The organism is Hymenobacter siberiensis (genome assembly GCF_018967865.2).
Classification (GTDB): domain Bacteria; phylum Bacteroidota; class Bacteroidia; order Cytophagales; family Hymenobacteraceae; genus Hymenobacter; species Hymenobacter siberiensis.
Genome location: NZ_JAHLZY020000001.1, coordinates 787,192 through 813,171, shown reverse-complemented (window position 1 = coordinate 813,171; position 25,980 = coordinate 787,192). Strand labels below are relative to the sequence as shown.

General features: G+C 57.0%; 20 protein-coding genes, 1 tRNA gene and 3 rRNA genes. 7 read left to right on the top strand and 17 right to left on the bottom strand.

From position 1 onward, the window contains the following. Positions 1-144 precede the first annotated feature (144 nt). From KQ659_RS03495 to KQ659_RS03475, 5 genes are all read left to right on the top strand, one after another. A complete protein-coding gene (locus tag KQ659_RS03495; protein ID WP_216690281.1) occupies positions 145-1,191 on the top strand; it encodes a DHH family phosphoesterase in 1,047 nt (348 codons plus the stop codon). Between the two features lie 37 nt (positions 1,192-1,228). After that, entirely contained in the window at positions 1,229-2,272 is a 1,044-nt protein-coding gene (locus KQ659_RS03490) for an FKBP-type peptidyl-prolyl cis-trans isomerase (RefSeq protein WP_216690282.1), read from the top strand. Positions 2,273-2,361: 89 nt separating this feature from the next. Next, positions 2,362-2,958, top strand: coding sequence for an FKBP-type peptidyl-prolyl cis-trans isomerase (locus tag KQ659_RS03485; RefSeq protein ID WP_216690283.1), 597 nt, complete (start codon positions 2,362-2,364; stop codon positions 2,956-2,958). Positions 2,959-3,066: 108 nt separating this feature from the next. Next, positions 3,067-3,486 (top strand): FKBP-type peptidyl-prolyl cis-trans isomerase, encoded by a 420-nt coding sequence (locus KQ659_RS03480; protein WP_216690284.1) that lies wholly within the window; start codon positions 3,067-3,069, stop codon positions 3,484-3,486. 44 nt (positions 3,487-3,530) lie between these two features. Beyond that, positions 3,531-4,484: an FKBP-type peptidyl-prolyl cis-trans isomerase gene (locus KQ659_RS03475; protein WP_216690285.1), complete on the top strand. Its 954-nt coding sequence runs from the start codon at positions 3,531-3,533 to the stop codon at positions 4,482-4,484. Positions 4,485-4,584: 100 nt separating this feature from the next. On the opposite strand, the gene recO is transcribed toward KQ659_RS03475, so the two are convergent. The 4 genes from recO to KQ659_RS03455 form a co-directional block, all read right to left on the bottom strand. Then, on the bottom strand, positions 4,585-5,304 hold the full coding sequence (gene recO / locus KQ659_RS03470) for a DNA repair protein RecO (protein ID WP_216690286.1): 720 nt from the start codon (positions 5,302-5,304) through the stop codon (positions 4,585-4,587). Positions 5,305-5,415: 111 nt separating this feature from the next. Beyond that, a complete protein-coding gene (gene porZ, locus KQ659_RS03465) occupies positions 5,416-7,791 on the bottom strand; it encodes a type IX secretion system anionic LPS delivery protein PorZ (RefSeq protein WP_216690287.1) in 2,376 nt (791 codons plus the stop codon). Between the two features lie 71 nt (positions 7,792-7,862). Then, positions 7,863-8,489 carry a thymidine kinase gene (locus KQ659_RS03460; protein WP_216690288.1) on the bottom strand — a complete coding sequence of 209 codons (627 nt, stop codon included), beginning with the start codon at positions 8,487-8,489 and terminating at the stop codon, positions 7,863-7,865. A gap of 151 nt (positions 8,490-8,640) precedes the next feature. Next, complete coding sequence (locus KQ659_RS03455; RefSeq protein ID WP_216685327.1) at positions 8,641-8,979, bottom strand: 2Fe-2S iron-sulfur cluster-binding protein; 339 nt, start codon at positions 8,977-8,979, stop codon at positions 8,641-8,643. Between the two features lie 37 nt (positions 8,980-9,016). On the opposite strand from KQ659_RS03455, the gene KQ659_RS03450 reads away from it, so the two are divergent. Further along, positions 9,017-10,183 carry a hypothetical protein gene (locus KQ659_RS03450; protein WP_216690289.1) on the top strand — a complete coding sequence of 389 codons (1,167 nt, stop codon included), beginning with the start codon at positions 9,017-9,019 and terminating at the stop codon, positions 10,181-10,183. A 64-nt stretch (positions 10,184-10,247) separates the two neighbouring features. On the opposite strand, the gene KQ659_RS03445 is transcribed toward KQ659_RS03450, so the two are convergent. The 12 genes from KQ659_RS03445 to KQ659_RS03390 form a co-directional block, all read right to left on the bottom strand. Further along, a complete protein-coding gene (locus KQ659_RS03445; RefSeq protein ID WP_216690290.1) occupies positions 10,248-11,222 on the bottom strand; it encodes a hypothetical protein in 975 nt (324 codons plus the stop codon). 362 nt (positions 11,223-11,584) lie between these two features. Beyond that, the gene (gene rodA / locus KQ659_RS03440) at positions 11,585-12,880 is read right to left on the bottom strand and encodes a rod shape-determining protein RodA (protein ID WP_216690291.1); all 1,296 of its coding nucleotides are present in this window, start codon (positions 12,878-12,880) and stop codon (positions 11,585-11,587) included. A gap of 123 nt (positions 12,881-13,003) precedes the next feature. Continuing rightward, a 5S ribosomal RNA gene (gene rrf, locus KQ659_RS03435) occupies positions 13,004-13,115 on the bottom strand. A gap of 120 nt (positions 13,116-13,235) precedes the next feature. Beyond that, positions 13,236-16,155: ribosomal RNA gene (locus KQ659_RS03430) — 23S ribosomal RNA — on the bottom strand. 196 nt (positions 16,156-16,351) lie between these two features. Further along, positions 16,352-16,425 (bottom strand) — tRNA-Ile (locus KQ659_RS03425). Between the two features lie 98 nt (positions 16,426-16,523). Beyond that, positions 16,524-18,039, bottom strand: a 16S ribosomal RNA gene (locus KQ659_RS03420). The 16S, 23S and 5S rRNA genes sit together here with 1 tRNA gene alongside, the layout of an rRNA operon. A gap of 663 nt (positions 18,040-18,702) precedes the next feature. Beyond that, positions 18,703-19,905: a serine hydrolase gene (locus tag KQ659_RS03415; protein WP_216678786.1), complete on the bottom strand. Its 1,203-nt coding sequence runs from the start codon at positions 19,903-19,905 to the stop codon at positions 18,703-18,705. A gap of 316 nt (positions 19,906-20,221) precedes the next feature. Continuing rightward, positions 20,222-21,487, bottom strand: a complete 1,266-nt coding sequence (locus tag KQ659_RS03410; protein ID WP_216690292.1) for a hypothetical protein — start codon at positions 21,485-21,487, stop codon at positions 20,222-20,224. A 62-nt stretch (positions 21,488-21,549) separates the two neighbouring features. Continuing rightward, positions 21,550-22,896: an APC family permease gene (locus tag KQ659_RS03405; protein WP_226929809.1), complete on the bottom strand. Its 1,347-nt coding sequence runs from the start codon at positions 22,894-22,896 to the stop codon at positions 21,550-21,552. 29 nt (positions 22,897-22,925) lie between these two features. Further along, positions 22,926-23,459: a DUF2480 family protein gene (locus tag KQ659_RS03400; protein WP_216678788.1), complete on the bottom strand. Its 534-nt coding sequence runs from the start codon at positions 23,457-23,459 to the stop codon at positions 22,926-22,928. 259 nt (positions 23,460-23,718) lie between these two features. Further along, positions 23,719-24,417: a tRNA (adenosine(37)-N6)-threonylcarbamoyltransferase complex dimerization subunit type 1 TsaB gene (gene tsaB, locus KQ659_RS03395; protein ID WP_216678789.1), complete on the bottom strand. Its 699-nt coding sequence runs from the start codon at positions 24,415-24,417 to the stop codon at positions 23,719-23,721. A gap of 5 nt (positions 24,418-24,422) precedes the next feature. Next, a complete protein-coding gene (locus tag KQ659_RS03390; RefSeq protein ID WP_216685333.1) occupies positions 24,423-24,581 on the bottom strand; it encodes a hypothetical protein in 159 nt (52 codons plus the stop codon). A gap of 100 nt (positions 24,582-24,681) precedes the next feature. Here KQ659_RS03390 and KQ659_RS03385 point away from each other — a divergent pair, with 100 nt between their 5' ends. Beyond that, a complete protein-coding gene (locus KQ659_RS03385) occupies positions 24,682-25,512 on the top strand; it encodes an IS5 family transposase (protein WP_216678791.1) in 831 nt (276 codons plus the stop codon). Here the strand turns inward: KQ659_RS03385 and KQ659_RS03380 are convergent. After that, positions 25,509-25,946: a hypothetical protein gene (locus KQ659_RS03380; RefSeq protein WP_216678792.1), complete on the bottom strand. Its 438-nt coding sequence runs from the start codon at positions 25,944-25,946 to the stop codon at positions 25,509-25,511. The two genes, KQ659_RS03385 and KQ659_RS03380, sit on opposite strands and share 4 nt — an antisense overlap. Positions 25,947-25,980: the final 34 nt, after the last annotated feature.

The following is a 25,980-nucleotide window of genomic DNA, read 5'->3' as shown; positions in this document are numbered from 1 at the left end:
GGGTTCTACCCGCCGTTGAGATACTTGAAGAGAACCTTCCGCAGGCAGTGCGTTGTTGAGAACGGATTTATGCCGACTTTTGCCGCCCCAATTATTCGTAAGCCACCGGCCCTCAGTTCCGTTTCCGGGCCATTCACGTTGTCGATGTCTAGTTCCATTTCCGCGCTGCAAGCCTTGCTGGCGCAGCCCAAACAGATTGTTATTACCACCCACCACAAGCCCGACGCCGACGCGCTGGGTTCGTCACTGGCCTGGGCCGGGTATCTGAAGCAGCAGGGCCACCACGTCACGGTGGTCACGCCGTCCGATTATCCGGCCTTCCTCAATTGGATGGAGGGCAACGACGAAGTCGTTGTTTACGACAAGCGCCGGAACGACCGGCAGGTGCGCGACCTCATTGCCCGCGCCGAGGTTATCTGCTGCCTCGATTTTAGCTGCCTGGGCCGCATCAATGAGCTGGGCGAATACATCCGGGTGGCCAGCGCCACCAAGGTGCTGGTAGACCACCACCAGGAGCCCGAGGACTTTGCCGACATCACGTTCTCGGTGCCCACGGCAGCCGCTACGGCTGAGCTGATTTTTGAAATCATCCGCGACCTGGGCCATCAGGACCTAATCACCAAGGGCATGGGCGAGGCGCTGTACGCGGGCATTATGACCGATACGGGCTCGTTCCGCCACCCCAGCACCTCGCGCAACGTGCATTTGATTATTGCCGAGCTGCTCAAGGTGAACATCGACCTCTCGTCGGTGCACCGTCGCATCTACGACTCGCACTCCGAAATCCGCCTGCGTTTTTTGGGCTTCGTACTGAAGGATAAGCTGGTGGTGAACCGCGAGTTCAACACGGCCTACATCGCCATTACGCAGGACGAGCTGCGCCAGTACCAGAGCAAAACTGGCGACACCGAAGGCCTGGTAAACTACGCCCTGAGCATTGAGGGCATCCTTTTCGCGGCGGTTTTCATTGACCGCGGCGTGGCCGTCAAAATTTCTTTTCGCTCGGTGGGCAGCTTCTCTGTCAGCGACTTTTCGCGCAGGCATTTCGACGGCGGCGGGCACCACAATGCCTCCGGCGGCATCAGCTACCTGCCCCTCGATGCAACCGTGGACCGCTTCCTCAGCATCCTGCCCGAATACAAGGAACAATTAACGGGCGTACCCGCTGCCGTAGCGCCGCCAGTGGCGTAACTTTGAACCGTATCTGACCCTCACTTTTTTAATTTTCATGCGTTTTACCTCCCGCTCTGCGCGGCAGCTGGCCCTGGCGGCCGGCGTGCTGAGCTTCGCTTCCCTCACCGCCTGCAACAAAGGCGGGGGTGACTTTGCCAAGACCAAGTCCGGCATCGAGTACAAGATTTTCAAAAAAGTCGGAAACAGCTACGAGCGGCGCGAAATCGGCCCCGACGGCGACCCGACCTACAAGGACCGCGTGGGCAAGTTTCTGCTCGGCAACATGCAGTACCGCACCGGCAAGGACTCGGTGCTTCAGAACACCCGCCGCGACGTGGGCATGCCCGTGCCCCTGCCCCTGCAGGAGCTGAAGCAGAAAGGCATGCCCGACGAGGCCCTGTCCATGCTCCAGCCCGGCGACAGCGGCGTGTTCCGCTTCCAGGTCGATTCGCTCATCAAGCCCAAGTCGGGCCAGCCCGTGCCCCCCTTCCTGAAGCGCGGCGGCAACGTGGTGCAGATGTTTGTATCGACCACCAACAAGCTCATCACGCAGGAAGAAGCTCAGGCGATGCAGCCCGAGCTGCAAAAGCGCGCCATGGCCGCCCAGCTGAAGCAGCGCATGGCCTCGCCCGAGTACGCCAAGCAGATGCAGGCCCAGAAAGACGCCCAGGCGAAGGCCCTGGCCGAGCCGGCCGTGCAGGCCCAGATGAAAAAGGACGATGCCCTGCTGCAGGAATACATCAAGAAAAATGGCCTCACCGTGCAGAAAACGCCATCGGGCGTCTACTACCAGGTGCTGAAGCCCGGCACCGGCGCTACGCCCAAAGCCGGCCAGACCGTGAGCGTGAACTACAACGGCACGCTGCTCAGCGGCAAGCAGTTTGACTCGTCGGACAAAGCCGGCAAGCCCATTGACTTCCCCATCGGCCAGGGTGCCGTAATTCCGGGTTGGGACGAGGGCATTGCCCTGCTCAACAAGGGCAGCCGCGCCATTCTGCTCATTCCTTCGGCGCTGGCCTATGGCACGCGTGGGGCCGGGGCCGACATTCCCGCCAATGCGCCCCTGCGCTTTGAAGTGGAACTTGTTGACGTTCAATAATCCTTCTTACTGTTACTGATTCCGGCCAACGGGCGGCACGGCACTATTGCCCGGGCTCCGTTGGTCGGAATCTTTTTATCCGCTTCGCCATGAATAAAATTCTGCTCCGTGCACACCACCTGGTGCTGGGTGCCTGCCTGCTGCTCGCCGCTCCGGCCCTTTGGAGCTGCAACTCGCAAACGACCTACCAGAAGCAGGTGGCTGAACACCAGAATCAGCTGAAAATCATCGACGAGGATACGATTCATAAGTATCTGGACAAGCGTAATCTGCTGAAAAAAGCCCGCCGCACCAACTCCGGCCTGTACGTGGTGGACAGCGTGGCGGGCACCGGCCTGGCCGTTACCACGGGCAAGCAGGTGCGTGTGAAGTACATCGGGCGGTTTCTGAGCAACGGCGCGCACCCGGCCTCCACGGGCTACCCGGCTTCGTATGGCAACCCCAACTATCCACAGGGTACTATTTTCGATAATTCCTCGGAGAATCATACCCAGTGTGGCTGTGTGGTATTCACGGGTGGCAGCGGGGCTATTCCCGGTTTCAACGAAGGCTTGTTGCTGATGCGCCAGGGCGACCGGAAGTTGTTGCTTATTCCCTCCTATCTGGCCTACGGCCCCACCGGTTCAGCTTCCATCCCCGCCGATTCGGCGTTGATGTTTGACGTAGAAATCCTCGAAGTATTTTAAGTCTGCCATGCACGGCACCACGGGAATCGCGCGGGGAATAGGCAGCCTGCTGGCCTTGCTGCTGCTTAGCGGCCCGGCAGCCCAGGCCCAGGATGCCCCAAGCCGGCCGTGCCCACTACGCCCATTGTCTCCGCCACCGGAGCCAGCCCCGATACCGCGCACCTCGCTCCGCAGTTTACGCCGGGCGGGGTGCGTTTTATTTTTCGGGAGCGTGGCACGGGGGCGCTGGCCCGGCCTGGCCAGCGCGTAGCCGTGCGCTACACCGGTTTCCTGCCCGACGGCCATATTTTTGACGCGACGGCCGCCTCGGGTGGGCCGGTGCGGTTTCGGGTGGGCCGCAAGGAAGTCATCGCGGGCTGGGACAAATTGTTGCCCCTGCTGCCCGTGGGATCCCGGGTGCGCGCCTGGATACCGGCCGCGCTAGCCTACGGCGCAGCCGGCGTGCGCGACCCCGACGATGAATCTCATTACTTAATTCCTCCCGATACTGACCTGGTATTCGAGTTGCAGGTTATGAGCGTCCGGTAAGACTTCATGCGGCCGCTCATCCTTCCAGAACCTTACTTAGAACAATGCGAAATCTGTTTTTTGCCGCGTTAGGGGCCCTGTTTAGCTTAGCCCAGGTGGCGCAGGCACAGGCGCCGGCTACTGATTTCTCCCGCCTGCCCGCAGGCACGGAGTACCGCCTCTTCCGCAAAGATGCCACCGGGCACTATCAGCCCCGCGCCCTCGCGCCCACCGATGCGCCCTACGCCAGCCGGGCCGGCCAGGTCCTGACGGTATTCATGGAATTCCGTACGGGCCGCGACTCGGTGCTTATGAACTCGCGCCAGCTGCAGCCGCTGCCCCAGCCGGTGGCTCTGCCCGCGCAGGTTACCTCCGGCAGCCTGGAGGAAGCCCTGGGCCTGCTGCTGCCCGGCGACAGCGCCATCTTCCGCTTCCCGGCCGATACCGTGTTTGCGAAAACCTTCCGCCAGCCCGTACCGCCGTTTCTGCGCCGGAGCGGCAACAAGCTGGTCGTATTGGCCAGCGCCCGCGAGCTAGTGACGATGGCCGAAATGACGGCCCGCCAGCAGAAGCTGCAGGAAGAAAGCGTCCGGCAGGGCAAGGCACTGGCCGCCGCACAAATGACCAAGGACGTGGCTACCATTCAGGCCTACCTGAAAAAGAACAAGGCCACTGCCAAGAAAACGACGGGCGGCACCTATTACATCCTCAAGAAGCTCGGCACCGGCCTGCCGCCCAAAACCGGCCAGACGGTGCGCGTGCTTTACCGGGGCACGGTGCTGGCCACGGGGCAGGAGTTCGACTCTTCGGCCAAGCACGGCAACGAGCCCATTTCCTTCGTGCTGGGCCAGGGCCAGGTAATTCCGGGCTGGGACCAGGGCATTGCTATGCTCAACAAAAGCAGCAAGGCAGTATTGCTCATTCCGTCGCCCCTGGCATATGGCCCCCGCGGTGCCGGCGCCGACATTCCCGCCAACGCCGTGCTCCGCTTCGAGGTGGAACTGGTTGACTTCAAATAACCGGATTAAGCCGTTAAGCTTAAAAAAAGCTGTCCTGTGCTTGTCAGAAACCAGACGCCTACCGGCATACTGGTTTCTGACAAGCACAGGACAGCTTTTTTTAGTTGAGAACCTGCGACAGGATTTCCAGGGAGCGGATTTCGCCCATCTGCTCCACGTGCAACTGGTAGTAGCGGATGAGCACGTTCAGTAGCTCATGGCGCACGCGGCCGTTGGGGATGGTGCTGGTGGCGGGGGCGCGCAACAGCTCGTCGAAATAGCCATCGAACTCGTGCAGCCGCAGCGTGGCCGGGCCGGTCACGCCCTTGGCAGTGGCCGCGTGGCCCGCCATAATCACCTGGTCGGTCAGTTCACTGCCAGAACTGATGCCAAACCCCAGGTAAGCAGTCAGTTGCAGCAGAAACCCCAGCGCAAAATTCTCGCTGCCCGCTGCTTGCCGGTCAAAGTCCAGGATGGAATCGTGCAGAAATTTAAACAGCGCTTCGTTCTGCTCTTCCTCGCGCACGACCCGGCCCAGCACTTCCGACAGAAACAGCACCACGCTGCTTTTGTGCACGTCGTAAGGCAGCGTCTGGAAGGGCTCGGCGCACCGGAACTCCGACAGCCGCGTGAGGCCGCTGCTGCCCCGGGCCACGTAGGCCACCAACTCCAGCAGCGTGAAGGGCTGAAACAGGGCTATGCGCCCCGGCGGCTTGGCCTTGCGCACGCCATTCACCACGTAGGTCTGCACGCCCAGCCGCTCGGTGTACACCCGGGCGATAATGCTCGTTTCGCGGTATTTGAGGTAGCTGAGGACAATGCCCCGCGTCTTAATCAGCATGCTTTATTAATGTGAAAACATGGAAAATGTGGAAATGTGGAGATTTTCAACTGGCTTGCAACTGGCACATTTCCACGTTTCCCAGATTTCCACATTTCCCACACGCTCAACTCATTTGCTAAGGACGGCTACTTTGCTCACGCAGCCGTTTTTGCCATCGGCGTCCGACGATAGCACCAGATAAATGCCCGACCGCACACGCTGGCCATCGGGCATGGTCAGGTTCCAGGCAACGGTCCCGCCGGTGGCCGTGGTGGCATACACGAGATGGCCCGCCACGTCGGTAATTTTCACCAACGCATTATTAGCCAAGCCGCTGATTCCAACTGTGCCCTGAAAATCAGGCCGCACGGGATTAGGGAATACGGCCGTGCAGTGCGGCTCACCTTCGGTTACGGTAGCTGAGCCCCGGTAGGCGACCACACCAGCATCGGTGGCCACCCATACTTCGCCGGTCTTGTCGTTCACCTTCACGTCCACAATGCGATTGGAAGGCAGCGGGCTGTTGGCCGTAGTGAAGTGCATCAGGGCCTCGTCGGCATCGGGGCTAAACAGCCATAGGCCATTATCGGTCCCGAACCACTTGCGGTCGGCCCCGTCCACGGCCAGCGTCCGCACGGCCTCGCTAAACAGCGCCGGAAAGCCCGTGCCTTCCCCGCGCCGCACCACCGGCAGCGTGAATCCGGCCGGGGACAGGAACGGGCCGCTCGGGTCACTAAACACGGCCACGCCTTTAATGGTAGCCGCCCACATGTACCCGCGCCGGTCTTTCGCCAGCTCGTAAATCTGATTATCGGGCAGACCGGTCGCGGACGTAAACAGGCGCGGTGGATTGGATTGAGTAATGGCGGGGTCTACCGCGTAAATGCCAATAGCAGGCCCGGTGCCGGAGGGGTCTGTTTTGCGCGATACAGTTACCCAGGCGTAGCCGTTGTCATCGAGGGCAACTCGCTCAAGCTCCTGCAGATGAGGCACCCATGGAATAACCTGCCAGGTGGTCGTAGCAGGGTCCAGTATAAACAATCCCGAGCTACCGGGAAGCAAATGCCGGTTCACTACCCACACTTTGCCTTCCGAGGTTGCTGCTACATCCGTTACCTCAACCCGATTATTTCCCAGCCCAAACGTGCCAATGAGTGGGCTACCAGTCGGGAGGCCTTCACCGAAATGCCGCACCTGGTCAGGCCCTTTCCATTCCAGCAGCCCCCCGCCATAGGCCCCCACGTATAAGGTACCATCGGGCGTGCGGCTCCCGCGCACGGGGCTCAGCAAATACGGGATTGAACTTGAATTACCGGGCAGTTTCGGCGGATTAAAGTTACTCCATTGCCCAGCATTGTATTCGTAGAATCCTGACTGATAGTAGTTAGGAGTATAACGCTCACTGTAGCCTCCGGTGAATACGTCGACAGTATTCGCATGGGCATCGGCCAGCAAACTAAACGCCAGGCTGCTTGCCGGCCCGTTGGCCACAAACGAGTCGGTAACCCTGCCGGTGCCGGCCTGCACCCTTTGCAGGCCTTTTTCGTAGTTCGCCACGTAGTAACTGCCATCGCGGGCGCGCACTACATCTTGCGCATACCCCGTTATGGCGGGCACCACGGTAGTTACCGCGCCGTTGCGGTCAATGCGGCGCACTCCGGCATTGTCATCAATGGCCAGCACGCCAATGCCACTGGTGCGTAAGCTGCGAAACGACCCCGCGTAGGTATTAGGAACCGATTGCCAGGAATTTGCAACGACTTTATACACGCCCGCGCCGTCGATTGCCACATACACCTGCCCATCATAAACCGCTAATAGCCGGTATATCGCCGCGCCGGGGTTCAGCGGCACGGGTAGCGAGAGGGTCCAGTTGCGGTAGTCCAGCAGGTTGGTGGTTAGTGCCCCGCGTAGCAGGCCTGCCGAGGTGGCCAGGTACAGATAGGTCCCCGTCGAAGCGGCATCGTACACGCTCACAGTTGTCCCTCCGGGACCAATGCTGCTGTACGTATCCGTTATTTCAAGCTTTACTAAATCAATGACAACCACGCCGAAGGTAGCCGAAACGTATGCTTTGCCATTGCTGATTGATATCCGGTTGATTGGGCTGTTGCCGGCCTGAATCCCGCCCTGCCCCAGTTTGCGCAGCACATCATTGATATTGCGCACGCTACCATCGGGCCGCAGAACGTCAATATTGGCGTTGCGATACCCCAGCACCGTTTGCTTCGTCACCGAATCGTAGGCCAAGGCCGTCACTGCTACGTCATTCAGCCCGTCGCGGCGCGAAAGCACCTGGGTGGTATTCTGGGTCTTATCCAGAAAATAAAAGGCGTTTTCCGTGGCTACATACAGCCGGCCGCCCGCATCGGCCAGCACTAAGGGGTGGTTGGTGGGAAGGTGCAGTTGCCAGTCGCCGTAGCCAACCGGGCCCTGGGCAAAAGCTGTGCTCGCACACAGAAAAAAGCCGGTTAACCCCAGCAAACAACGGAAAAAGTGGGACATACGCTCAGCAAAAGCTCAAAGTAAGGATAGAAAGCAGCAGGGCCGCCGTTGCCAACGCTACACCCCGAAATTTAGTGCGCAGCGGCTGGGCGGGCTTCCGGTGTGGGTTCCTTGGCCTGCATACCCTCCAGAAAACACGGCCGGCAGCGGGCTTCGTACAAGTCGGTTTCGCCCAGCAGCACCTGGCTGGCACTAGCCGCGATGCGATAGGAATACGAAGCAATTTCGCCGCAGCACACGCACACGGCGTGCACCTTGGTCACGTATTCGGCCGTGGCCAGCAGGGCTGGTATGGGGCCAAAGGGCCGCCCCAGGTAGTCCATATCGAGCCCGGCTACAATAACGCGGATACCATTATTAGCCAGCTGCTCGCATACGTTTACCAGCGAGCTGTCGAAAAACTGCCCTTCGTCGATACCCACTACGTCGGACCCAGCCGCGAGCAGTAGAATTTCCGAGGCAATGGCCACCGGCGTCGAGCGAATGCGGGCGGCGTTGTGGCTCACCACATCTTCGGCGTGGTAGCGCGTATCAATCGCAGGCTTAAAAATTTCGACCCGCTGCCGGGCAATGCGGGCACGGGTGAGGCGGCGAATCAGTTCTTCGGTCTTGCCCGAAAACATGGAGCCACACACCACTTCAATCCAGCCCCGGCGGGGGGCATTGTGGCGGTTTCCGACGCGAGGTTCAATAAACAAAATACGGACGGGCTTGGGTGGTTTTGAATCCTAAAGTTAGGGACGAACCACCAAGGGCGATGCCCGCCACATTCACCGCCCCTGCCCCCAAATCAGCAAACGCCCTGACCACCTGCCTTTCCCTGCCGGCGCGGGCCAGCCAATATTTCAGTCAATCGGCCGCCAGGCCTTCGCCGTACCGCACGTGGGGCAATTGCGTTGCCTCGGGCACACAGCCGGTGGCATCGCCCATGGGCAGTTGGGCCTGGCAGGTCAGGCGCTCATTGGGCAGGAGGCGGCCGGCCGCCTGGTAGCGCAGCTCGGCCACCGTGAGCGGGCTCAGGTTTTCCTGGCCCGCCCGCAGCTGGACGCGGCAGGTAGTGCAGCGCCCTTTGGCCCCGCAGGCGTGCATCCAGTCGTGGCCCGCAGCTTGCAAAGCCGCCAGCAATGTGGCCCCGGCGGGTACGTTCACGGCCGCGCCGGGCAAGTTTTCAATCGTCAACAGGGCCATTTGTGCCTAACTTGGGCCACCGAAACCCGGCCTTTTTATGAACGACAAATATAGCCTCGCCAAGTGTGCACAGTATGGCCGCCGCCTGGCCGCCCGGCTCTGCGACCAGCATTTTGGTACCCAGCCCACTGCCACCATCGACGGCCCGGCCGTGCTCAAGTTCACGCCCATTCGCCAGCTCAACTTATTGGTTATCCGCCAGCTATTGGGCCAATGGCAGGCCGAAACCGCCCGCCTGCGCAGTACCTATTTTGACTTTGAGGCTGCCCCGGTGCAGGCCGCTCTGGCCCAGTTCATGAATGTGCTTTCGCGGCACATCAGCCTGAACCGCGCCACTTTTGAGCCCCTGTTGGCCCAGGCCGCCACCGATACCCTTGGCATGGTAGCCGACCCTACGGGCGGCTTCCAGCGGCTGCTTCTCGGCAATACCGAAAAGCCTACCCTGGCTTTGCTGCGCGATAACCTGCGCTACATCGACATCGACAAAGCTTTTTACCAGGGTTTTATTGATAGCCTACCGGTTAGCGACGACCTCAGCCGCGATTTCCTCGCGCATCGGTTCGAGCTTTACCGCACCGCTAACTACAAGGCCCATCAGCCCATCCAGCGGCTCGTCACCGAGCTCAGCACGCTTTTGCCCCTCACCACTGCCGACCTGCTTGAGGATGGCCCGGTATCCGTTGCCGCCACGCCCCCACGGGTCAAGGAGCCGGCCCCGGTTTCGGCTCCTGTAGCTCCCCCCACGTTCGTTGCGGCCCCCAAGGAAGAGCTGCCGGAACCACCCGCGCCAATTGTGCCCAAGCCTGCGCCAATCGCCGGACCGCCAACGCGGCCGCTTCCAACGGTTGATTCCGCCATCGTTCCCCTGCACGAAAAGCTGAAAGCCGGCCAGCAAGCTGCCTCTCCTTTAGCCGAAACGCTCCGCGCCACGTCGGCTCCCGCTACGCTGGCCGAGCGCTCAGGCCCCAAAGTTGATACACTGCGCGAAGCCATTTCCATTAACCAGCGCTTTAGCTTCATCAACGAGCTGTTCAATGGTGAAAACATGGATTACCACGCCGCTATTCAGCACCTCGATTCCCTGCCCGCCATCGACCAGGCCCGTGCCTACGTCAATACCGACCTTTCGCAGCGCTACGATTGGAGCCGCAAGGAAGAGCATGTCAACAAGCTCCTGAAGCTCATTGAGCGCAAATTCGCCTAGCAACACGCAAGTATTTTTCTACATTGAGTCGTTTTCTTCTGCAAGAAGGCTAACCGTACCCCGGTTAGCCTTCTTTCTTTTGCATTAACGGCTGTGGCCCTCGGAGCCCCACCAATGCCAACGCCAGCAGCAGTGGCCACACCGGCACCAAAAACCGAGCTGCCCCCAAGGGGCCAGTCAGGGCCGCCACGTACAGCAACAGCCCCACTGCCACCCAGCGTCCGTAGCGCATCGCATCACTACCGTGTTGCAACCGATGAAAACCGCGCACGGCAAACCCCAATCGGGCTACGTTCGCCAGCAATATTATCCCCAATAGTGCCAGTTGCCCCCAAGGCAGGCTTGTAGCAGCCTGCCACAGCCGGCCCTGCCGCGCCTGATTCAGCAAGCCGCCTCCGGCAGGCGGTGGCCAGCCCAGCAGCTGACTCAAATCGAAACGGCCAGGGTCCAGGAATAACGCAACCATCCCTTGCACATGTTGCCGCGCATACAAGTCGAGATGCGCCGTCAGCATTGCCCCCGCCTGGGCCTGAATAAAATGCTGCCGCGTCGCAAAATCCGATGCCGCATTAGCCCGCTCTATTACCTGCGTCACCCATTTTTCTTCTACTTCCGGTCCGGCAATCTGCCGCACCACCCCCGCTGCATTGTACTGCAGCAAATTAATTTCCGCAATACTCGAAAAATGAAAATAACCTGTCCGCTGCTGGTTCCACTGCATGTACAGCCCCACCACCAACACAGGGACCAGGCCAATGACCACCACTGCCAAACGGCGGTAGCGCCAGCCCACCCCTACCGCCAGCACCGTAACCACAAATGCCAACGGATAAAAAACTGGTTTTAGCAGCAAAGCCGCCACCACCGCCACCACCCCGGCCGCAAAATACCGCAGTCGGCAAGAACGAGTAAACGCAAAAGCTGAAATAGCGATACCGAGTACTGCCGTTTGCAGCAGCATTTCACTCATCACAGAACTCGCATAGATAAGCTGAGCCGGAAAAGTTAACACCGCCCCTACTGCCAGCGCCCAATCCAAAGAGCCAGGGTTTGCCCATCGCCCCCACCACCTCAATACCACCCCCAAGCTCAGCAGACTAAGCATATTCTGAAGCACCAGCAGCATTGCCGGGTGCCCGGTAGCGCTTCCCAAGCCTAGTATAACCAGCGGATAACCAACTGGCCGAATCGTGAACTCCTGCACCGCCTGCCCACTGGGTACTATCGCAGGCCAGGGCCGAGCATAAAGCTCCCCATACCGCCACAGGTTCTCAGCCGCCTGAATGTAGCGCCCCGTATCCGCAAAAGACCAATTCCCTTGGCGAAGCACCCAGCCCAACGTCAATACGTGTGCGCCCACCAGCACCGCCCACACCCAACCCGGCACCTGTGCTTTCCCCATCAGCGTACCAAATCCTGCTTTCGGTAAGCATCAAGCGCCAGTAGGCTAAACAGTAAAATGGTAAACGACCATAATGAAGACCCGCCGTAGCTGAAGAAAGGCAGTGGAATACCTACCACCGGAGCCAAGCCTATTGTCATGCCCATATTCACAGTGATGTGGAAAAACAAAATACTCGCCACACAATAGCCATACGTTCGTCCAAAAACAGACTTTTGCCGCTCCGCCACATAAATAATGCGCCACAGCAGCGTTAGGTAAAGCCCAATCACCACTAAGCTGCCCATCCAGCCAAATTCCTCCCCTACCGTACAAAAAATAAAATCAGTACTCTGCTCAGGTACGAAATCGAATTTAGTCTGCGTCCCTTGCAGAAAACCCTTCCCCAACAATCCCCCCGACCCAATGGCAATTTTACTTTGAGTTACATTCCATCCCTTACCCAACGGGTCCGAAGAAGGATTTATTAATATCTCAATCCGCTGCCGCTGGTGGGGCTGTAATACGTGGTTATAGAAGAAATCTACACCCACAACCATTCCAATCACCGCCACCCATACCCCAATTGCCAACGGCATATGGTGCCGCAACACTCGCCGGTTAATCCCCAGCACAGCCAGCAAAATCACCGTAAAAGCAGCCATAAGCCACATCTTCGGCACTATTAAAGCCAATATCAACACAACGCCGGCCACTACCAACAACAGTAATATCAGCGGAGACATCCCCTCCCGGAAGTAAGCCAGCAGCAACGCCCCAAAAACCAGCGCCTGCCCCGATTCATTCGACGCTACAATCAGCAACGGCGGCAACAGCGTAATCCCAGCCAGTATCAACTGGTCACGCCAATCCTGATATCTCAGGTTAATACTCGCCATAAAGCGTGAAGCAGCCAACGCAGTCGTAAACTTTGCAAACTCAGCTGGTTGCAATCTTACCGGTCCCAATTCCAACCAGGAACGGGACCCAGCAATCGGCCGAGCCACCACCATTGTTATCAGCAGCAGCACAATCATGCCCGCATACAACGCATACGCCAGAGTATCATATGCCTTGTAGTCAACTACCAGCAGTACAACAATCAATACAACTCCAGTCGCAATCCATAATAATTGTTTGAACCAGTTAAACGCCATCAGCTTATCAAAGCTCATATTGCTTAAAGGATTTGCTGGCGCGTCCGGCGAGTAGCTCGATGCATAAATACAAACCCAACCGATTCCAACCAGTATCACATAAAGCAATACCGTTACCCAATCAATACTTCTGCTATAGCGTGCGGGAGAAACTTGCAAAAATAATGTAAATAAAGATAAGTTGACAAAAATACGCCAGTCCAAACTCTTTCTGCATCATCGCAGACAGCAAAAATCCTCTTGGTTGCTGGTGAAAGCATCCAAGAGGATTTCCTGTTGTAAGGTTGGCGGCGACCGACTCTCCCACCGGTGAAGGCAGTACCATAGGCGCACCGGGGCTTAACGACTCTGTTCGGAATGGGAAGAGGTGAACACCCGGGCTAAAGCCACCATTGCTGGCGGGGAGTGTGCGTGTTCTATTACCCTGCTTGCGCAGGAACACACTCCTCAATAACTCGACATAAGGGGACAAAAACGAAACGTATTGTGCGCGCTCGACGCCATCCTTGCGGATGAAAAGAAGCCCTCGGCCACTTAGTACGGCTCAGCTATTCTATTTCTAGTTTTTCACCTGCCGCCTATCAACGTCGTCATCTCCGACGGGCCTTCCATTGGGAAATCTCATCTCCAGGTGAGTTTCGCACTTAGATGCTTTCAGCGCTTATCTCGTCCCAGCGTAGCTACCCGGCGCTGCACCTGGCGGTACAACCGGCGCACCAGCGGCTGGTCCATCCCGGTCCTCTCGTACTAAGGACAGGTCCTGTCAAATTTCCAACGCCCACCACAGATAGGGACCGAACTGTCTCACGACGTTCTGAACCCAGCTCGCGTGCCACTTTAATCGGCGAACAGCCGAACCCTTGGGACCTTCTCCAGCCCCAGGACGTGACGAGCCGACATCGAGGTGCCAAACCTCCCCGTCGATATGAGCTCTTGGGGGAGATCAGCCTGTTATCCCCGGCGTACCTTTTATCCTTTGAGCGATGGCCCTTCCATGCGGAACCACCGGATCACTATATCCGTCTTTCGACCCTGCTCGGCTAGTCGGCCTCACAGTCAAGCCCACTTATGCTATTGCGCTCTGCGTACGGTTACCAAGCGTACTGAGTGGACCTTTGAAAGCCTCCGATACTCTTTTGGAGGCGACCACCCCAGTCAAACTACCCAGCAGCCACTGTCTCCCGGTATTCCGGGATTAGGCATCAGGCACGGCAAGGGCGGTATTTCAACGTTGGCTCCCCGAGAACTAGCGTCCCCGGCTCAGCGCCTCCCGCCTATGCTACACATGCCGAACCCAACACCAATGGCAACCTATAGTAAAGGTGCACGGGGTCTTTCCGTCCCGTGGCGGGTACTCGGCATCTTCACCGAGACTACAATTTCACCGAGCTCACGGCTGAGACAGCGCCCAGATCGTTACACCATTCGTGCAGGTCGGAACTTACCCGACAAGGAATTTCGCTACCTTAGGACCGTTATAGTTACGGCCGCCGTTTACCGGGGCTTCGATTCAAACCTTCGCCTTGCGACTAAGTTCCCCTCTTAACCTTCCGGCACCGGGCAGGTGTCAGACCTTATACGTCCGCTTGCGCGTTAGCAAAGTCATGTGTTTTTGTTAAACAGTCGCCTGGGCCTTTTCACTGCGGCTTCTCGTCTTGCAACGAGGAAGCGACCCTTCTCCCGAAGTTACAGGTCCATTTTGCCGAGTTCCTTGGCCGTGATTCACTCGAGCGCCTCAGGATACTCTCCTTGACTACCTGTGTCGGTTTGCGGTACGGGTAATAATAGCATTAAAACGCTTAGCAGGTTTTCTTGGCAGTCCGATTAGGCACACTATCCGCGTGACCCGAAGGTCGTACGGTACTATCAGCTTTCGGCTAGGTCCGCGTACTTAACTACGGTCCCAATACCTACGGCCTTCAACGGGCACTTCCGTCCGCCCGCGGTGCTTTCACTTCTGCGTCACTGCATCACTTGCTACCATTAGTACAGGAATATTAACCTGCTGTCCATCGAGTGCACCTTTCGGCTTCCCCTTAGGTCCCGACTAACCCAATTCCGATTAGCGTTGAATTGGAAACCTTAGTCTATCGGCGTGCGGGTTTCTCACCCGCATTATCGTTACTCATGCCTACATATGCTTTTCTCCACGCTCCAACATGCCTGACGACACGCCTTCACCGCAAGGAGAATGCTCCCCTACCACGTGATGGTCTTGCACATCACATCCAAAGCTTCGGTACTAGATTTGATGCCCGCGTATTATCGACGCCCGCTCGCTCGACCAGTGAGCTGTTACGCACTCTTTAAAGGAATGGCTGCTTCCAAGCCAACCTCCTGGCTGTCAAAGCAAGTGGACCTCCTTTGTTCAACTTAATCTAGATTTAGGGACCTTAGCTGTTGGTCTGGGTTCTTTCCCTCTCGGCCGGGGACCTTAGCACCCCAGGCCTCACTGCCGTGTATAGCCATTGGCATTCGGAGTTCATCAGGATTCGGTAGGCTCTGACACCCCCTAGTCCTATTGGTAGCTCTACCTCCAATGACCTCAACCACGACGCTGTACCTCAATACATTTCGGGGAGTACGAGCTATTTCTCAGTTTGATTGGCCTTTCACCCCTACCCTCAAGTCATCCAAATCCTTTTCAACGGAAACTGGTTCGGTCCTCCAGTGCGTGTTACCGCACCTTCAACCTGCTCAAGGGTAGCTCACAAAGTTTCGCGTCTACCCCCCCCGACTGCACGCCCTATTCAGACTCGCTTTCGCTGCGGCTCCGCGCCTTAAAGCGCTTAACCTTGCCGGGGAGGAGTAACTCGTAGGCTCATTATGCAAAAGGCACGCTATCAGGACACTAAATCCCTCTAACTGCTTGTAAGCACACGGTTTCAGGTTCTTTTCACTCCGGTATTCCCGGTTCTTTTCACCTTTCCCTCACGGTACTAGTTCACTATCGGTGTCTCAGGAGTATGTAGCCTTAGCGGATGGTGCCGCTCGATTCAGACGGGGTTTCTCCGGCCCCGCCCTACTCAGGATCCCACTACCGTGAATCAGAATTGTCGCTTACCGGACTCTCACCGTCTATGGTGCCGTTTCCCAACGGCTTCAGCTAACTCGATTCAATCAGATGTCGTGGTCCTACAACCCCGGATTGGCCGTAACCAACCCGGTTTGGGCTCCTCCCCGTTCGCTCGCCACTACTTGGGGAATCATTGTTATTTTCTTTTCCTGCAGGTACTTAGATGTTTCAGTTCCCTGCGTTTGCCGCCGCCAGTCAAGCTGGTCAGCTCTCACATCTTCCATGTGAGGGGTTGCCCCATTCGGAAATCTGAGGATTATCGGGTATGTGCCCCTACCCCCAGCTTATCGCAGCTTATCGCGTCCTTCGTCGCCTCTGAGACCCTAGGCATCCCCCGTGTGCTCTTTCTTACTTCTTTTTCGTAAACGCTGCTTCTATTACTAGAAGATGCTTTCCCCATTACTGAGGCAAGCGCGCTACGCTTCGTTTTTGTTACCCCTTACGTCAAAGAACGTGTACTACTCTGGTATTTAGTAGTGTCGAGATTGACCTCCTATTGAAGTCAATCGGTATTACTGAATCCTGAGCTTTTCAGACCGTTTGGCAAAGCCAAGTGGGCCTGCGTGGACTCGAACCACGGACCTCTACATTATCAGTGTAGCGCTCTAACCACCTGAGCTACAAGCCCGTATTCGGATTCAAAATTGTTTGAATGATGGAAAAGACAATAATAAGTTGTAATTGTAAGCGTCTCACGCCACGAACTCACGAGTCGAATTGCTCCAGAAAGGAGGTGATCCAGCCGCACCTTCCGGTACGGCTACCTTGTTACGACTTAGCCCTAGTTACCTGTTCTACCCTAACTGGCTTCGTTGCGGAGCACCAGCTTCAGGTCTACCAAACTTCCATGGCTTGACGGGCGGTGTGTACAAGGCCCGGGAACGTATTCACCGCGTCATTGCTGATACGCGATTACTAGTGATTCCAGCTTCACGGAGTCGAGTTGCAGACTCCGATCCGAACTGAGAACGGCTTTTCGGGATTGGCGCACCATCGCTGGTTGGCAACCCGCTGTACCGTCCATTGTAGCACGTGTGTAGCCCTAGGCGTAAGGGCCATGATGACCTGACGTCGTCCCCGCCTTCCTCACTGCTTGCGCAGGCAGTCTGTCTAGAGTCCCCATCATTACATGCTGGCAACTAAACATAGGGGTTGCGCTCGTTGCGGGACTTAACCCAACACCTCACGGCACGAGCTGACGACGGCCATGCAGCACCTTGCTTTGTGTCCCGAAGGAAAGGCTCATCTCTGAGCCGGTCACGCGCATTCTAGCCTAGGTAAGGTTCCTCGCGTATCATCGAATTAAACCACATGCTCCACCACTTGTGCGGGCCCCCGTCAATTCTTTTGAGTTTCACTCTTGCGAGCGTACTCCCCAGGTGGGATACTTAACGCTTTCGCTAAGCCAGTGACCATCTATCGCCACCAGCGAGTATCCATCGTTTACGGCGTGGACTACCAGGGTATCTAATCCTGTTCGCTCCCCACGCTTTCGTGCCTCAGCGTCAGTTACAGTCTAGGCAGCTGCCTTCGCAATCGGTGTTCTGGATACTATCTATGCATTTCACCGCTACAGTATCCATTCCGCCACCCTCGTCTGTACTCAAGTCCTCCAGTTTCCAGGGCAGTTCCACTGTTGAGCAGTGGGCTTTCACCCCGGACTTAAAGAACCGCCTACGCACCCTTTAAACCCAATAAATCCGGACAACGCTTGCACCCTCCGTATTACCGCGGCTGCTGGCACGGAGTTAGCCGGTGCTTATTCATCAGGTACCGTCAGTAGAGGACGCATCCCCTTTTTTCTTCCCTGATAAAAGCAGTTTACGACTCAGAAAGCCTTCATCCTGCACGCGGCATGGCTGGGTCAGACTCTCGTCCATTGCCCAATATTCCCTACTGCTGCCTCCCGTAGGAGTCGGGCCCGTATCTCAGTGCCCGTGTGGGGGACCAGCCTCTCAGCTCCCCTAGCCATCGTCGCCTTGGTGAGCCGTTACCTCGCCAACTAGCTAATGGCACGCAACCCCATCTGAATCCAATAAATCTTTAACTGTTACTTGATGCCAAGCTGCAGTTTTATGCGGTATTAATCCGCCTTTCGGCGGGCTATCCCCCAGATTCAGGTAGGTTGGTTACGCGTTACGCACCCGTGCGCCACTATCTCTATTGCTAAAGACCGTTCGACTTGCATGTATTAGGCCTGCCGCTAGCGTTCATCCTGAGCCAAGATCAAACTCTCCATTGTAAAATGTTCTACACCAGTTCGAAAACTGGCTGATGTCGAGTGCTAATCCGACTCGTATTAACGAGTTCATGTATTCGTGTTACGCTTGTAATTGCTGCTCCCTGCATCGCTGCAAAAAGCCCTTACTATTTGTCTTTTCCAAACATTCAAAGAACGTGTATCAGCCCAGTTGGCGTGATAGTGTGGCGGTGTGAACTGCCTGTTTTTCTTTCTCTCAATTCCCTTTCCTGCGATTGGGAGTGCAAAGGTAAGAAGAAGTTTTTAACTGACAAGCAAAAGATGAAAAGTTTTTATTTTTCGTTCGTTTCGCTTTTCAAGTCTTTCCGGCCTCCTGTCGAAGCGGGGTGCAAAGGTAAGGGGCTTTTTTCGACTTTCACAAGGGCTTTCGAAATTAATTTTTCTAGGCTTTGCTGGGCTGACATGGATGAGCAATACAGGTATTGCGGCCATGAAGTTCCTCACTGGTCAAATTTCTGTTGGAGCAGTTGCTTTGGCAGAACCCGTAGTCCGTTAGACGATTTGGGACTGCAAAAGTAGGGTGATTTTCTGAGTATCCAAGGCGTAGAGGAAAGATTTAGGCTTACTGGGGTACTGATGGAGCAACTGGGAACAATGGACTTTTAGGAATCAGTGACTTAGCGAACGGGGAATTTTTGATAAAATTTAGCGAATTGGCTCGGGGGCGAAGAATTCGGTGAGGTTGGGACGGTATTGGCGGGGGCGTTGGGCTTCGTATTGCTGGATTTGGCGGCCTAATTGGGCGAGGAAGGGCTGGCCGATGCTTTCGTATTCGTAGGTGCCGTCGTTGATGATGCCGTTTTGGTTGACGTATAGGACGGCGCTGAGGAGGAATTCAGACTGGTGGAGGTAGTCGGCGAAGTAGGCAATATCGGCGAGGTAGCCGTGGGACATGCCTACGATGTTATAGATGCGGAGGGCAGATTGGTGGGGAAGGTCGGGGTTGCGGCCGTAGTAGAGGTACTTTTTGTAGGCATCGAAGTAGCGGGCGGGGGTGTAGGTGCGGAAGCCGGACTCGTGGGGGGTGGCGTGGAGGTAGCGGCAGAGGAAGGCGTAATCAGTTGGGGTGAGGCGGAGGCGTTGGGTGGCGGGGACGGATTCGGGGAAGAGGATGCTTTGGAGGAGAGTGGTGATATCGGGGAGCGGGAGGTTATTGGCGGTGGTGAAATCGTAGGGGGTGGGGATGACGCGGCCGCCGGCCTGGTGGGCGCGGCCTTTGAGGACGCGGCCGAGGGGGCTGGTGTAGGTGATGGGATTGTATTGGGCGAGTTGCTGATAGAGGGTATCACCCTGGGGGGTGTGGAAGCTGATGGGGTTGGTGTGGCGATTGGCGGCAGTATCGCAGGGGGCGAAGCGGCGCGTGATGCGGACGGTGGGGTAGCCGAGTTGGGTGAGGCGCTCGTTGAGGGAGCGCTGGCCGAGGAATTCGTAGAGGCGGTTGTAGGCGACGTTGTCGCTGACGAGGAGCATGCGCTTGATGTAGTTGCCGACGGTGGCGGTGCGGTCGGAGTCGGCGGGGGCGGCGAAGGGGACGGGGGTTTGGCAGCGGAAGGCGGTGCCGGTGGTCATGATGGTGCGGCGGGTGACGCGGGGGTTGTGGAGGTCGTTGAGCTTTTCGAGGGAGAGGGCGACGACGGGTAGTTTGACCAGGCTGGCGGGGTTGAAGTACTGGCGGGGGTTGAGGTGGTAGGTGTGGGGGGTGAAGGTGGGGCGGTTCTGGGCGTCGCGGTTGATTTGGGTGTAGATGATTTGGAGCTCGTATTGGGGGTTGGTAGCTATTCTTGTTAATAAAGGTTTTGTGTGGATTAGGGAGTCTAGGAGGGGGGAGTCTCCTGGCGTTAACCTCACCCCCTGACCCCTACCGGGCACGGCCCCTCTCCCGCGGAGAGGGGGCACCGGTTCGTGAGGGCGATTTACCTCAGCCCCCGGCCTCCGAAGACATACTTTGTGTGCATTTCCCTGCGGAGAGGGGGAGCCTGACGAAACTAGGTTATGAGTAGTTGTAGCTTGAGTAGCTAGGGTTGTGACGGCTGTTGCTGCGCACAGGCTAGCGACTCCTATTATATAGGTGTAGATTTTAAGAGGCAGGATTTCCATAGCGTTGCAAATAAAAAGGGCCGTGATGTTGCCACCACGGCCCTGTGGGGCTGATTTTATACGGGGGTTAGTCGGCCAGGGGGACTAGGCGTTTGGCGAGGAGGAGGTTGGAGTCGGTTTGACGCCAGTTGTAGCCCGTGCCGAAGGACAGCGCCTTGGGTTTGTGGAGCGTATCGGTGTAGGCGGCCGTGAGCTCGGGCTGGTAGTGCTTGGCGAACAAGTTGATAGGACGTTTGTAGGCACCGTAGTAATTGAACTGCCAGGCCCCTTTCTGGAAGTACTTCATAGCGATACCAGAATCGTCTTGCAGAATGTAGCGGCTACGACGGAGGACGAGTGCCCGCACTTCGCTGAAATAAACCTTGTGCATGAGGTAGGTAGCGGACTTCACGTAGGTGGTGAGGGGACCGAGGCTGCGCACGAAAGCAAGCGGGGTAGGCTTGACATTGAGGCCGTGGTTACTGAGGTCGGTGGAAAAGTAATAGACCGTTTTAGGCTGACCATCGGGACTAAGGAGCTTGATTTCAACCCCAAGAACCGATTTGGGGTGAGCGGCCTGGGTGGTATCAGTGGGAGCATCCTGCAACTGCCCGGTAGCATTGAGCTGCACGGGCCGAATGGCGGTAATTTGGTTGCCGGTGCGGGTAGCGAAAAGCATGAGTAGTGGCAAGGCTCCGTCGAGCTCCACCGACTTGAGGTCGACGGCCATGTCGTTGGTGCGAAAGAAACTGAAATTGAGTACCGACCAGAGCGAGGCTTTGACGGCGGGGAACAGCTTGGGATTTTCGAGGGAGGCGCGGGCAGGAACGCTGCCAACGGGTTCGAGGCCCATCAGGACGTAGGTTTGGCTGGTGGGGAACATCGTGAAGACGTTCAGGAAATCGGGACCGCTGAAGGGGTAGAAGATGGTGGGGCTGTTGGCGTGCACGGAATCGAGTTCGGTGGCGGCCCATTTAGTCATGCGCGTGGTATGGGTGGCGCGGTATTTATCCCAACTTTTATCCTGGTCCTGAGCAAAGGCCTGCCAGGCGGGCTGCTGGACAAGTTGGGCGAGGGCGCTGTGCTGGCTGGGCTGCTGGCCGCCGAGGAAGAGCGCAACATCCTGCGCATAGGCAGTATCGGGAGCGGTGAGGCGATTGGGACGCGAGGTAGCGCTGGCAGAAGATGCCGGAGCGGATACTGCCTTCGTAGAATCGATGGCTTCAGCAGTAGAAGCCATCGATTCCTCGGCAGCCGTGGTGGCCGTTTCGGTTGTGGTATTTGACTCGGAACAGGCAGTTAATAGAAGCAGAGCGGCCGGCAGAAATCGGAGCGCAACGGTGCGGAAGTACATTATATAGGAGCGAATGGAAAACGATGGACTTCGATGAATGAAGTCCGGAATGAAGACGCAAGTTACGGTGCCCCTTTAGCCAACGGGGCGGGACGACGATTTGCCAGGTACATAGTGAGGAAGTACACCAGTGCGCCCACGGCCAAAGTAGCCAGGCCATAAAGCGACTCTACTGGTTTATCGCGCAGAATAAAGGCAAGGGTCCAGCCACTGAGACCCAGAAAAATGAGCGGCGTAACAGGATACCCCCAGGCACGATAAGGACGCGGCAGATTAGGCTGCTGCCAACGAAGAATAAAAAGACCCAACACCGTGAGGAAGGTGAATAGATTCAGCACAAAGCCGGCGTAAACCAACACGCCCTGAAAACTGGGCTTCAGAATAAAGGCCAGCGTGAGGGCCATTTGCAGCAATAATGCCCGTACCGGAATGCCGGCGCGGCTTTTGGGGGCCAGAAAGTGCAGCGCCGGAATGTCCTCCCCCATCGTCTGGACGATGCGGGGCCCGGCAAAAATCATCGAGCTGATGGTGGAAACGAGCAGAGCTGCAATTACGCCCCCCATTAGCCGCCCCCCGGCTGCCCCAAAAAGTGAGGTTGCGGCCACAAATCCTACCTCTACCTGCCCCTTTAACCCAACCAATGGAGTGGAGCGGAGAAACACGTAATTGAGCCCTATATATAATAGGAGTACGACGGCGGTGCCAACCAACAGAATGCGAGAGAGATTACGCCGGGGATTTTCTATTTCGCCAGTGAGGTACACGGCGGCATTCCAGCCCGAGTAAGCATAGCTCACATACACCAACGATACGGCGAACGCAGGGCTTACCAAGGCTTGCCAACCAGCGGCATCGGGGGCGAAACTCAAGGGCTGCCCCTCCCCCATTAGCATACCCGCGCCAATAAAAAGCACTAATACGGCTACTTTGAGGGCCGTGATGGCAACTTGCAACCGGCTACCGGCGCGAGTGCTGCTGCCGTGCACAAAGGTGAGTACCAAAACCACCGCTACCGAAAGCCAAGTAGGCTGGAGGCCCGGCCACACGCGCCGGGCATACTCGCCCAGCGCCAGGGCGGCCAGCGCCGTGGGGGCCGCAAAGCCCACCGTGGCCGATACCCAGCCCGACAAAAAACCCAGCGCGGGATGATAAATCTGGCTGAGGTAATGGTATTCGCCCCCCGAACGGGGCATGGCGGCGGCTAGCTCGCCGTAGCACACCGCACCGCAGATGGCAATGAGGCCGCCCACGAGCCACAGCATCAGCAGCGCAAAGCCACTCTGGATACCGATTACCTGGAAACCAAGGCTGGTAAATACGCCCGTACCCACCATGTTGGCAATGACGATAGCCGCGCCGGTGAGGAAAGTAATTTTATAGGGGAGATTGGGGGGAGTAGTTGCCTTCACAAACGCAAAGATGCGAAGGGTTGCTGCGGCTACTCCGCTGTGCTGGCTGCTTTAGGCTTTTTGTAAAGCGGCACGGTGCTGCATGGCTCGCCGTACATGACGCTGCTGGTGACGGGCAGTAGCTTTTGCATAATGGCCACGTAGGCAAACGTGGGTACGGGCACATTGCCGCAACCCTTCACTACTACTTTGCCGTCGCGGTATTCTTCGATATCAATCGCGGCGATGGCTTCTTCAAAGAGCGACTGCTCCAGGGCGTCGAGGTTGCCGAAGACGTAGCGGTGGGCGTGGTTCTGGAGCTTGGTGGCGAGCAGCATGTAGGCCCAGGTGGGCACAATGGCATCGGCCGAGCAGATGATGGCGACGTTTTTGCCGTCGTAGGGCGTCCAGTCGTTGGTTTTCACGAACTCGCGGAAATCCTTTTCGCGCAGCATGAGGCCGTGGAAGAGGTTGTCTTTGATGTCGTACACCACCCGCTCGCCGGGGTGGATGAGCTCTTCCAGGTTGAGGGTGACGAGGCCGGAGTTGGCGACGCGGTTGACGAAGAGGGGTTCGGTTTCCATAAGAAATTAGCAGGAGAATAAGTTAAAACAGTGCTTCGCAGGCAACAGTTACTGTAGCAGTGACAACAAGGCAGCAACCATGAAAACTAAGCTTTGCGCGCATTGCCAGCAGGAGGCTACCACGCTATACCGAATTCAAACAATAGCCAGGGGCAAAAGCTGGTTTTTTGTTTGCGAGAGCTGTTGCGTTAAAGCAAAATCCCGACCGGGCTACCGCTATGGCGGCACTTGGCAAGGCTATCGGCACTAGTCCGAAAGCTCATAATGGCTGTTTTTTCGGCGTGGTGGTATACACTTCTTTCAGATAAAACGGCTCGTAGTACGCCACATCCTGAAATTCCTGCCGGTGGAATGCAGCTACGCCCAGTTGCCCCACCGAAATAGCCGAAGGCTCAATCCCCGCCAGGAAACCAGCCTGCGCCGACTCCCCCAGCACCACCTGAAACTTCGCCGCGCCATTGCCAAATAACAACACGGAATTATTGGCCAATTGTTCGGCCAGCGTATCGGCGTCGAGGATGAGAGGCGTGGGAGCCAGCACCTCCTGCCCGTCGCAGGCATAGATGGCGGCGTAAACTTCCTGCCGCCGGGCATCCAGCATGGGGCAAAAAAGGAAGTTTTCGGGCCGGGCAGTGCCGGCCGCCACCTGCGCCGCCAGCGCTTTGAGCGTGCTCACGGCCACCAGCGGAATATCGAGCGCGAAGCACAGGCCCTTAGCGGCGGCGGCCCCGATGCGCAGGCCAGTGTAGGAACCGGGCCCGTCGCTCACGGCCACGGCGGCAAGGTCGGCCAGCTGGTGGCCGGTGTTTGCGAGCAGCTGCTCGATGAGGATGGTGAGGTGGGTGGAGTGCGACTTATCGAGCCGCAGCTCGGACTGGCCGACCAGGGAGCCGTCGGCCACGCGGTGTAGGGCGACTGAGCAGATGGGGGATGAGGTTTCGAGGGAAAGGAGAAGCATTTCGTTTACTCAACACTAAAATTTGGGTTCTGACTGATGTACTCTTCTATCACTTCATCCAGTGAGTAGTCTTTATCATCTTCAGAAAAATCATCGATGTATTCCGCCAACTCTTGCTTGGAAAAAGCTGGACTGACCAAGACTTCATAAATATGCTCTGCCAAAAGCTGCTTGAGGATTGATTTATAGAAGCTGTTTAGAAAGTCAAAGGACTCCCAAAAAAGCGCGAAATTTGAGGTGTAACACTCCTTTTTTCGCATTTTAATGGAAGTCCTGTCCAAAGATATGATTCGCCAATGGATTCTGCCCGCGCTCACCTTCTCCGCCCATGGCCGCCCCTCGGTCGTGGAGCCGGCCGAGTTGGTGGAAGCCATTCTCTACAAACTCAAAAGCGGCTGTCAATGGCGATTATTGCCTGTTAAACAGTTTTTTACGGGCGCATCGCTGACCTGGCAGGGCGTGTACGCCCGCTTTAATGCGTGGCGCAAGGACGGGTCCTGGCAAGGGGTATGGCTCCGCTTGTTGCGCGAAAACGGGGCCCATCTGGACTGTTCCAGCGTCCAACTCGACGGCAGCCACACGCCCGCCAAGAACGGCGGGGAGGCCGTCGGCTATCAGGGCCGCAAGAAAGCCCGTACCACCACAGCCCTCTTCTTGGCCGATAACCGGGGACAACCGCTGGCCTGCGCCAGCCCGCAGGCGGGCAACCACCACGACACCCACCAGCTCAACGCCTTGTTCGGGGAAATCTGCGCCTCGCTCGAAGCGGCCAATATTCCCGTCGCCGGGCTGTTTCTGAACGCCGACAAAGCCTTTGACACCCAAGGCTTTCGTCAGGAATGCGCCCGGCGCGACATCGAGGCCAACATTCCCCGCAACCGCCGCGCCGCCGACTGGCAGACCGACGACGACACCTTTTTCGACCCCGAACTCTACCGCCGCCGCGTCGTGGTCGAACACGCCAACGCCTGGCTCGACGGCTTTAAAACCTTGCTCGTGCGCTACGAAACCAGCGTCGGCAATTGGCTGGCCTGGCACTGGCTCGCCTTCGTCGTCATCTTTTTGCGAAAAATTAATCAAAAGCCGACTTTCTAAACAGCTTCATAATTACCAGTAAGAACAAAATCTACTTTTTCTGGCTCCTCATCACAATTCCAAAACTCATAACGAGTGACGCTCCTAGCTTCTAAAGAAGTGTAGAACCACTCATCTGCATATTGATTATGGCTCCAAGAAGTAGTGTGAGCCCGGAATCTCCAGAGAAACCCTTTCTTGAAATCATCAATTTCAACCAGCTCTTCAGAAAAATCAGGTATTCCCCAAGCTTCCCGATTAGCGTTGAAATTTTGCGCCTCCTGATTGCGAATAAAAGCCGCTCTCGTTTTTGAAGCTTCAGTTTCTACAGCTTCCAATCGCTGCGCAAGCTCCAACCGCAATTCACTGGAGTTACCGACATTTTCCAACTCTACTAGTGAACTAACAACAGATGCCAAAATGCTCGGCTTCTTTACAAGCTCTTCGATTGACATTCCTCTATTACTCATAGGAGACAAAAAAGCAGGC